The 6,957-nt window shown below is 58.8% G+C and carries 5 protein-coding genes and 2 pseudogenes; 3 read left to right on the top strand and 4 right to left on the bottom strand.

Going from position 1 to position 6,957, the window contains the following annotated elements; translation table 11 throughout:
• Positions 1 to 3: 3 nt before the first annotated feature.
• Complete coding sequence (locus ACIF4X_RS27135; protein ID WP_008082184.1) at positions 4 to 1,467, top strand: glyceraldehyde-3-phosphate dehydrogenase; 1,464 nt, start codon at positions 4 to 6, stop codon at positions 1,465 to 1,467.
• 222 nt (positions 1,468 to 1,689) lie between these two features.
• Here the strand turns inward: ACIF4X_RS27135 and ACIF4X_RS27140 are convergent, their stop codons facing one another.
• Positions 1,690 to 2,988, bottom strand: a complete 1,299-nt coding sequence (locus tag ACIF4X_RS27140; RefSeq protein WP_397484434.1) for an MFS transporter — start codon at positions 2,986 to 2,988, stop codon at positions 1,690 to 1,692.
• Between the two features lie 162 nt (positions 2,989 to 3,150).
• Here ACIF4X_RS27140 and ACIF4X_RS27145 point away from each other — a divergent pair, with 162 nt between their 5' ends.
• A complete protein-coding gene (locus ACIF4X_RS27145; protein ID WP_397484435.1) occupies positions 3,151 to 4,095 on the top strand; it encodes an FAD:protein FMN transferase in 945 nt (314 codons plus the stop codon).
• Between the two features lie 197 nt (positions 4,096 to 4,292).
• A complete protein-coding gene (sthA, locus tag ACIF4X_RS27150) occupies positions 4,293 to 5,687 on the top strand; it encodes a Si-specific NAD(P)(+) transhydrogenase (RefSeq protein WP_007984277.1) in 1,395 nt (464 codons plus the stop codon).
• Between the two features lie 54 nt (positions 5,688 to 5,741).
• Here the strand turns inward: sthA and ACIF4X_RS27155 are convergent.
• From ACIF4X_RS27155 to ACIF4X_RS27165, 3 genes and pseudogenes are all read right to left on the bottom strand, one after another.
• Positions 5,742 to 6,452: pseudogene (locus ACIF4X_RS27155) on the bottom strand (glycerophosphodiester phosphodiesterase); the annotation flags it as partial.
• Positions 6,453 to 6,466: 14 nt separating this feature from the next.
• Positions 6,467 to 6,787 carry a PilZ domain-containing protein gene (locus ACIF4X_RS27160; RefSeq protein WP_397484436.1) on the bottom strand — a complete coding sequence of 107 codons (321 nt, stop codon included), beginning with the start codon at positions 6,785 to 6,787 and terminating at the stop codon, positions 6,467 to 6,469.
• A gap of 69 nt (positions 6,788 to 6,856) precedes the next feature.
• A pseudogene (locus ACIF4X_RS27165) lies at positions 6,857 to 6,957 on the bottom strand (DUF2333 family protein); the annotation flags it as partial.

Here is a 6,957-nt window from a genome sequence, read left to right on the forward strand (position 1 = left end):
TACATGTGGAAGGTTACCGTGACTCAGAAGCCCGACCAGTGTCTTGGTGAATGGATCGACCGTGAAGCACTCGCAGAAGCGATGATTCCGCTAATCGGTCAGCTTTACCGCAATAACAACGTGGTGAGCTCGATCTATGGCCGCAGCCTGATCAACCAGTCTGTCATCGCGATTCTCAAAGCTCACCGCTTTGCGCGCCACCGTTCTTCCGACGACAGCGAACTCTCCGTCCACGAAACATTCCCACTGCTTAAAGCCATGAGCGAGCTCAAGCTCGGCGCGGCTTCGGTAGATCTGGGCAAGTTGGCGTTCAAATTCCGCAACGAAGGCAACGGCCGCAGCGCCGAGCAATTCGTTCGTGAAGAAATGGCTGACGTGGTTGGCCAGCAAAACGCTTCCGCACGTAAAGGCACCGACGTTGTGCTGTACGGCTTCGGTCGTATCGGCCGTCTGCTGGCGCGCATCCTGATCGAGAAAACCGGTGGTGGCGACGGCCTGCGTCTGCGTGCCATCGTTGTGCGCAAAGGCGCCGACAACGACCTGACCAAACGTGCCAGCCTGCTGCGTCGCGATTCGGTCCATGGTTCGTTCAACGGCACCATTACCATCGACGAAGAAAACAACACCATCACCGCCAACGGTAACCTGATCCAGGTGATCTACGCGAAGAACCCGACTGAAGTGGATTACACCCAGTACGGCATCAAAGACGCGCTGCTGGTCGACAACACCGGTGTATGGCGTGACGCTGATGGCCTGGGCCAGCACTTGCAGTGCCCGGGTATCGACCGCGTTGTTCTGACCGCGCCTGGCAAGGGCAAGCTGAAGAACATCGTGCACGGCATCAACCACGGTGAAATCACCGCTGACGACAAGATCGTCTCCGCCGCTTCCTGCACCACCAACGCCATCGTGCCGGTGCTGAAAGCTGTGAATGACAAGTTCGGCATCATCAACGGTCACGTCGAAACCGTTCACTCGTACACCAACGACCAGAACCTGATCGACAACTTCCACAAGGGCGATCGCCGTGGTCGTAGCGCCGCGCTGAACATGGTGATCACCGAGACCGGTGCTGCCACCGCTGCTGCCAAGGCCCTGCCTGAGCTAGCCGGCAAGCTGACCGGTAACGCGATCCGTGTGCCGACGCCGAACGTGTCGATGGCCATTCTCAACCTGAACCTTGAGAAAGCCGCCACCCGTGAAGAGATGAACGAGTACCTGCGCTACATGGCGCTGCACTCCGATCTGCACAAGCAAATCGACTTCGTTAACTCGCAGGAAGTGGTTTCGACTGACTTCGTGGGCTCGCGCCATGCCGGTGTGGTCGATGCTGAAGCGACCATCGTTCAGGACAACCGCGTTGTTCTGTACGTCTGGTATGACAACGAGTTCGGTTACAGCTGCCAGGTTATCCGCGTGATGGAAGACATGGCTGATGTGAATCCGCCAGCGTTCCCGCGCTAAGCAATAGCTGCACATGAAAACGCCCCGACTTTGGTCGGGGCGTTTTTGTTTGGGGAAAGATCAAAAGATCGCATTGATTCTGTAGGAGCTGCCGAAGGCTGCGATCTTTGCTTTATGCCCTCATCGCTGGCAAGCCAGCTCCCACAGGTTTCTTGGTGAATTGCACAATTGCGTTAACACCCGAAACCCTGTGGGAGCTGGCTTGCCAGCGATGGCGTCCTGTCAGGCACCGCCGGGCACGGCCGCTTGCGCGGTACGCAGTTCGTGCTTGTTGCCATGGAACAACACCAGCGTCGCAATCAATCCCAGCACCGCTGCACCACTGAGCCAGATCCCCGGCGCAGCCTTGTTGTCCAGCACATGAATCAGATACGTACACGCCGCCGGGGTAAACCCGCCGAAGGTTGCCGTTGCCAGACTGTAGGCCAGCGAGAAGCCAGTCGTACGCACCTCCACCGGCATGATCTCGGTCAGCGCAACCACCATCGCGCCGTTGTACGAGCCGTACAGGAACGACAACCACAACTCGACGATCAGCAAATGGCTGAAACTCGGGTTCGCCACCAGCCACGACAGGGCAGGGTAAGCGGTAAGAATCGCCAGAATCGTCGCCGCAAGCAGTAGGGGTTTGCGCCCGATCTTGTCAGATACCGAGCCCATCACCGGCAACCAGAAGAAGTTCGACAGACCGATGCACACTGTCACCAGCAAGGCATCGAAATCCGACAGATGCAGTTCTGCTTTACCGAAGGTCGGGGTGTACGCGGTGATCAGATAGAAGGAAACCGTGGTCATCACCACCAGCGCCATGCCAGCGATGACGATGCCAAAGTTCTGACCGATCGAGCGGACAATTTCCCGCAAGGTAGGGCGATGTTTGCGTGCCTGGAATTCCGGGGTTTCCTCAAGCGAGCGACGAATGACGAAGATCACCGGCACAATCATGCAGCCGATCAGGAACGGCACGCGCCAGCCCCAATCGCCCATTTGTTCCGGGCTCAGCCAATGGTTCAGGCCGACGCCGAGCAGCCCGGCGAAAACCACCGCCGCTTGCTGACTCGCAGACTGCCAACTGACAAAGAAGCCCTTGCGGCCCGGTGTGGCGATTTCTGCCAGATAGACAGAGACACCGCCCAGCTCCACGCCAGCCGAAAACCCTTGCAGCAAACGACCGAACAGTACGATCAGCGGCGCGGCGACACCAAGGGTGGCATAGCCCGGTACGCAGGCAATCAGCACCGTACCGGCAGCCATCAACGCCAAGGTGATGATCAGGCCCTGACGACGGCCATGACGGTCGATGTAGGCGCCGAGGAAAATTGCCCCGAGCGGTCGCATCAGGAAGCCGGCACCAAAAGTCGCCAGCGACAGCATCAACGAAGCGAAAGCGCTGTCGGTGGGGAAGAAGGTCCTGGCGATGGCTGTGGCGTAGAAGCCATAGACCATGAAGTCGAACATTTCGAGAAAGTTGCCGCTGACAACGCGAAAGATCGCTTTGCCTTTGCCCGTGGTGGTGGACATGTTCAGGTACTCACTATTGGATTTTGTATAAAGATGTTGCAGATCCTTTAATTCATAATGGCCGCCGTGGTTTTACGGAGAGATGAATAATTGTTCACTGGACGGTTGCTTGGGCTTGTGATTCTTGGTGGCCTATTGGCTGGCTGCGGTAGTGGCGACTCCATGGAAGGCTTCGGTGGGCCGACCATGGGCAGCACGTATTCGATCAAGTACGTGCGCCACGCCGGCATGCCTGAATCAGCGCATGTTCGCAGTGAAGTGGAGGGTATCCTCGGCGAAGTCGATCGGCAGTTATCCACCTATCGCAATGATTCGGACATCGAGCGCTTTAACGCTTTGCCCGCGAACAGCTGTCAGAAAATGCCAGCATCGGTCCTTGAATTGGTCCGCGTTGGCGAACAGCTGTCAGTGCAAAGCGAAGGCTCCTACGACCTCACTGTCGAGCCGCTGATGAATCTCTGGGGATTCGGTCCGCAGGGACGCGAAGAGAAAGTCCCTGGCGCCGCCACACTCGCCGAGGTGATGTCGCGCGTCGGTCATCAGCACTTGCGCATCAATGGCGATCAGTTGTGCAAAGACGCCGCCGTCGAAGTCGATTTCAACAGCATTGCTGCCGGTTATGCTGTCGACACTATCGCGGCGAGGCTCGACGCCATGGGCATTCAAGACTACTTGGCCGAAGCCACAGGTGAATTAAAGGCCAAAGGCAGAAAACTCGACGGCTCACCCTGGCGCATCGCTTTGGAAGAACCCCGTGATGATCAACAGGTCGCCGAGCGCATCATCAATGTCGACGGCTACGGCGTTTCCACCTCCGGCGACTACCGCAACTATTTCCTGCAGGACGGTCGGCGTTATTCCCACACCTTTGACGCCCGCACCGGTGCCCCCGTCCTACATGACCTGGCGTCAGTCACGGTGATTCATCCTTCAGCGTTGATGGCCGATGGACTATCGACGCTGTTGCTTATTCTCGGCCCCGAAAGGGCGTGGGACTATGCCGAAAAACATGACATTGGTGCATTCTTTGTGATTCGTGCCGATACAGGTTTTGTCATCCGCACCAGTCAGGCTTTCGAACGCCTCAGTGGCGCAAAAACTGACTGAGAACAATACGAAAACTGGCGTTGTAGTGCAGGCAAAAGTAGCCTACGACGCGACCAAGGGTTAATGTGCGCGGCGTTGACGCTTCTATAGACTGTGTCCGGGTTCTTGATTGACCCCCAATTGTTCCTTCGCGCCGCCGTTCGGCGTGATTTAGCCGCCGGTGCTGCTGGCACCGCGGCCTGTTCTGAGGAGTACGCATGGCTGTCTACAACTACGACGTGGTGGTGCTGGGTTCCGGCCCGGCGGGAGAAGGCGCGGCAATGAACGCCGCCAAAGCAGGGCGCAAGGTCGCGATGGTCGACAGCCGTCGCCAGGTCGGCGGCAACTGCACCCACCTCGGCACCATCCCGTCCAAGGCACTGCGTCACTCGGTGCGGCAGATCATGCAGTTCAACACCAATCCGATGTTCCGGGCGATCGGCGAGCCGCGCTGGTTCTCCTTCCCGGACGTGTTGAAAAGCGCCGAAAAGGTTATTTCCAAACAAGTCGCTTCGCGCACCGGCTACTACGCCCGTAACCGCGTCGACGTGTTCTTTGGCACCGGCAGCTTCGCCGACGAGCAAACCATCGAAGTGGTCTGCGCCAACGGTGTGGTCGAGAAACTGGTGGCCAAGCACATCATCATCGCCACCGGTTCGCGCCCATATCGCCCGGCGGACATCGATTTCCATCACCCGCGTATCTACGATAGCGACACCATCCTCAGCCTCGGCCACACCCCGCGCAAACTGATTGTTTATGGCGCTGGCGTGATCGGTTGCGAATACGCCTCGATTTTCAGTGGTCTGGGTGTGCTGGTCGAACTGGTCGATAACCGTGGTCAGTTGCTGAGCTTCCTCGACTCGGAAATCTCCCAGGCGTTGAGCTACCACTTCAGCAACAACAACATCACCGTGCGCCACAACGAAGATTACGATCGCGTTGAAGGCGTCGACAACGGCGTGATCCTGCACCTCAAGTCCGGCAAGAAGATCAAGGCCGACGCCTTGCTCTGGTGCAACGGCCGTACCGGTAACACTGACCAGTTGGGTCTGGAAAACATCGGCGTCAAGGTCAACAGCCGTGGCCAGATCGAGGTCGACGAGGCTTACCGCACCTGTGTGCCGAACATCTACGGTGCCGGTGACGTGATCGGTTGGCCGAGCCTGGCCAGTGCCGCCCACGACCAGGGCCGTTCGGCCGCTGGCAGCATCGTTGATAACGGTAGCTGGCGTTTCGTGAATGATGTGCCGACCGGCATCTACACCATTCCGGAGATCAGCTCGATCGGCAAGAACGAGCAGGAGCTGACGCAGGCCAAAGTGCCGTACGAAGTCGGCAAGGCGTTCTTCAAGAGCATGGCGCGTGCGCAGATCGCCGGCGAGCCGCAAGGCATGCTGAAAATCCTGTTCCACCGTGAAACCCTGGAAGTGCTGGGCGTTCACTGCTTCGGTTATCAGGCGTCGGAGATCGTCCACATTGGTCAGGCGATCATGAACCAGCCGGGCGAACTGAACACCCTGAAGTACTTCGTCAACACCACGTTCAACTACCCGACCATGGCTGAAGCCTATCGGGTAGCGGCGTACGACGGCCTCAACCGGCTTTTTTGACGGGCTCCGGCCGGTGGCCTGAGCCGGCCGGGGAGACCGATTACAGAACATCTCGAGCGAGGCATAGGCCAGACCGGGAAAGTCTGAAATCAGGCTGTCAACGCCGAAGTCGGCGAGTCTGCGCATCAGTGCAGGCTCGTTGACGGTCCACACCGACACATGCAGCCCCTGACGCTGCGCCTTCTGCAGGCGTTCCGGCGTACATAGCGTCCAGTTCAAAGCCAGAATCTCACAGCCATAGCTGGCCGCGACCTTCAAGGGGTCGAGCCAGGCGTATTCGGCGACCAGTCCGCGCGACACATCCGGCACCAGATCCAGCGCCGCTTTCAGCACTTCCCGCGAACTCGAGGTGATCGTCACCTTGTCGAGCAGGCCGTGGCGCTGAGCCATTTCACGAATCGCCAGCACGGTGGTTGCCGCACGAGTACGCGAAGCGCTTTTGACTTCCAGTTGCCAGTGCTCGAAATCGCATTTTTCGAACAACTCCTCCAGCGTCGGAATCGGGCACGGCTTGATCCAGCCTGGACCACCCTTGCGCGCGTCGTAAGTGACCAGTTCGGCGGCGGTGTGTTCGACGACCTTGCCGCGCCGCTCCGTGGTGCGTTTGAGGGTCGGGTCGTGGATGACCATCAACTCGCCGTCCTTGGACAGGTGCAGATCCAGTTCGCAGCGGCGCACGCCGTGCTTGAGACATTCCTGAAAACTGCTCAGGGTGTTTTCCGGTGCTTCGCCCTTGGCGCCGCGGTGGCCGTAGATGAGGGTCACGGTTCTTCCTTAAATTAAATGCCTGATTCGTTCTGTTCGCGGGCCAGACGTCGTTCCTGAGCCTGCTTCTGCAAGATATAGCGGGCGAGCAACTGGCGCTGGGCATCGGTCAAGTGTTCGAACTCGGTGCCGACGTCATAACCCTCGCCCTTACGGTCGCAATGGGTGACGCGGGCGCGCAGCAACAGGCCCAGCGCTTGCGGCATCAGCACCAGTTTCACCGACAGGTGTGCGCCGGTGGCAATCGGTGTCGAGTGCTGAAAGTCGATACCGCCTTCGGAGATGATCACCGGTTGCGGCTCGCCGATCTGGCCGAGCACGGTGAGGGCGACCACCTGGCTGAGCAGGTCGATGCGTTTGTTCTGGGATTTCAGGAACGCGGCGATGGCCCGATCGCGCTCGCTGATCTGGCGCAACAGGTGCGACAGCGCCCAGGCCTGACCGCGCGCTTCGTAGAACACGTTGTCGATCTGCATCCACGGGGTCTCGACGACTTCTTCGTCAA

The sequence above is a fragment of the Pseudomonas sp. NPDC085632 genome, from assembly GCF_044541255.1.
Taxonomy (GTDB): Bacteria; Pseudomonadota; Gammaproteobacteria; order Pseudomonadales; family Pseudomonadaceae; genus Aquipseudomonas.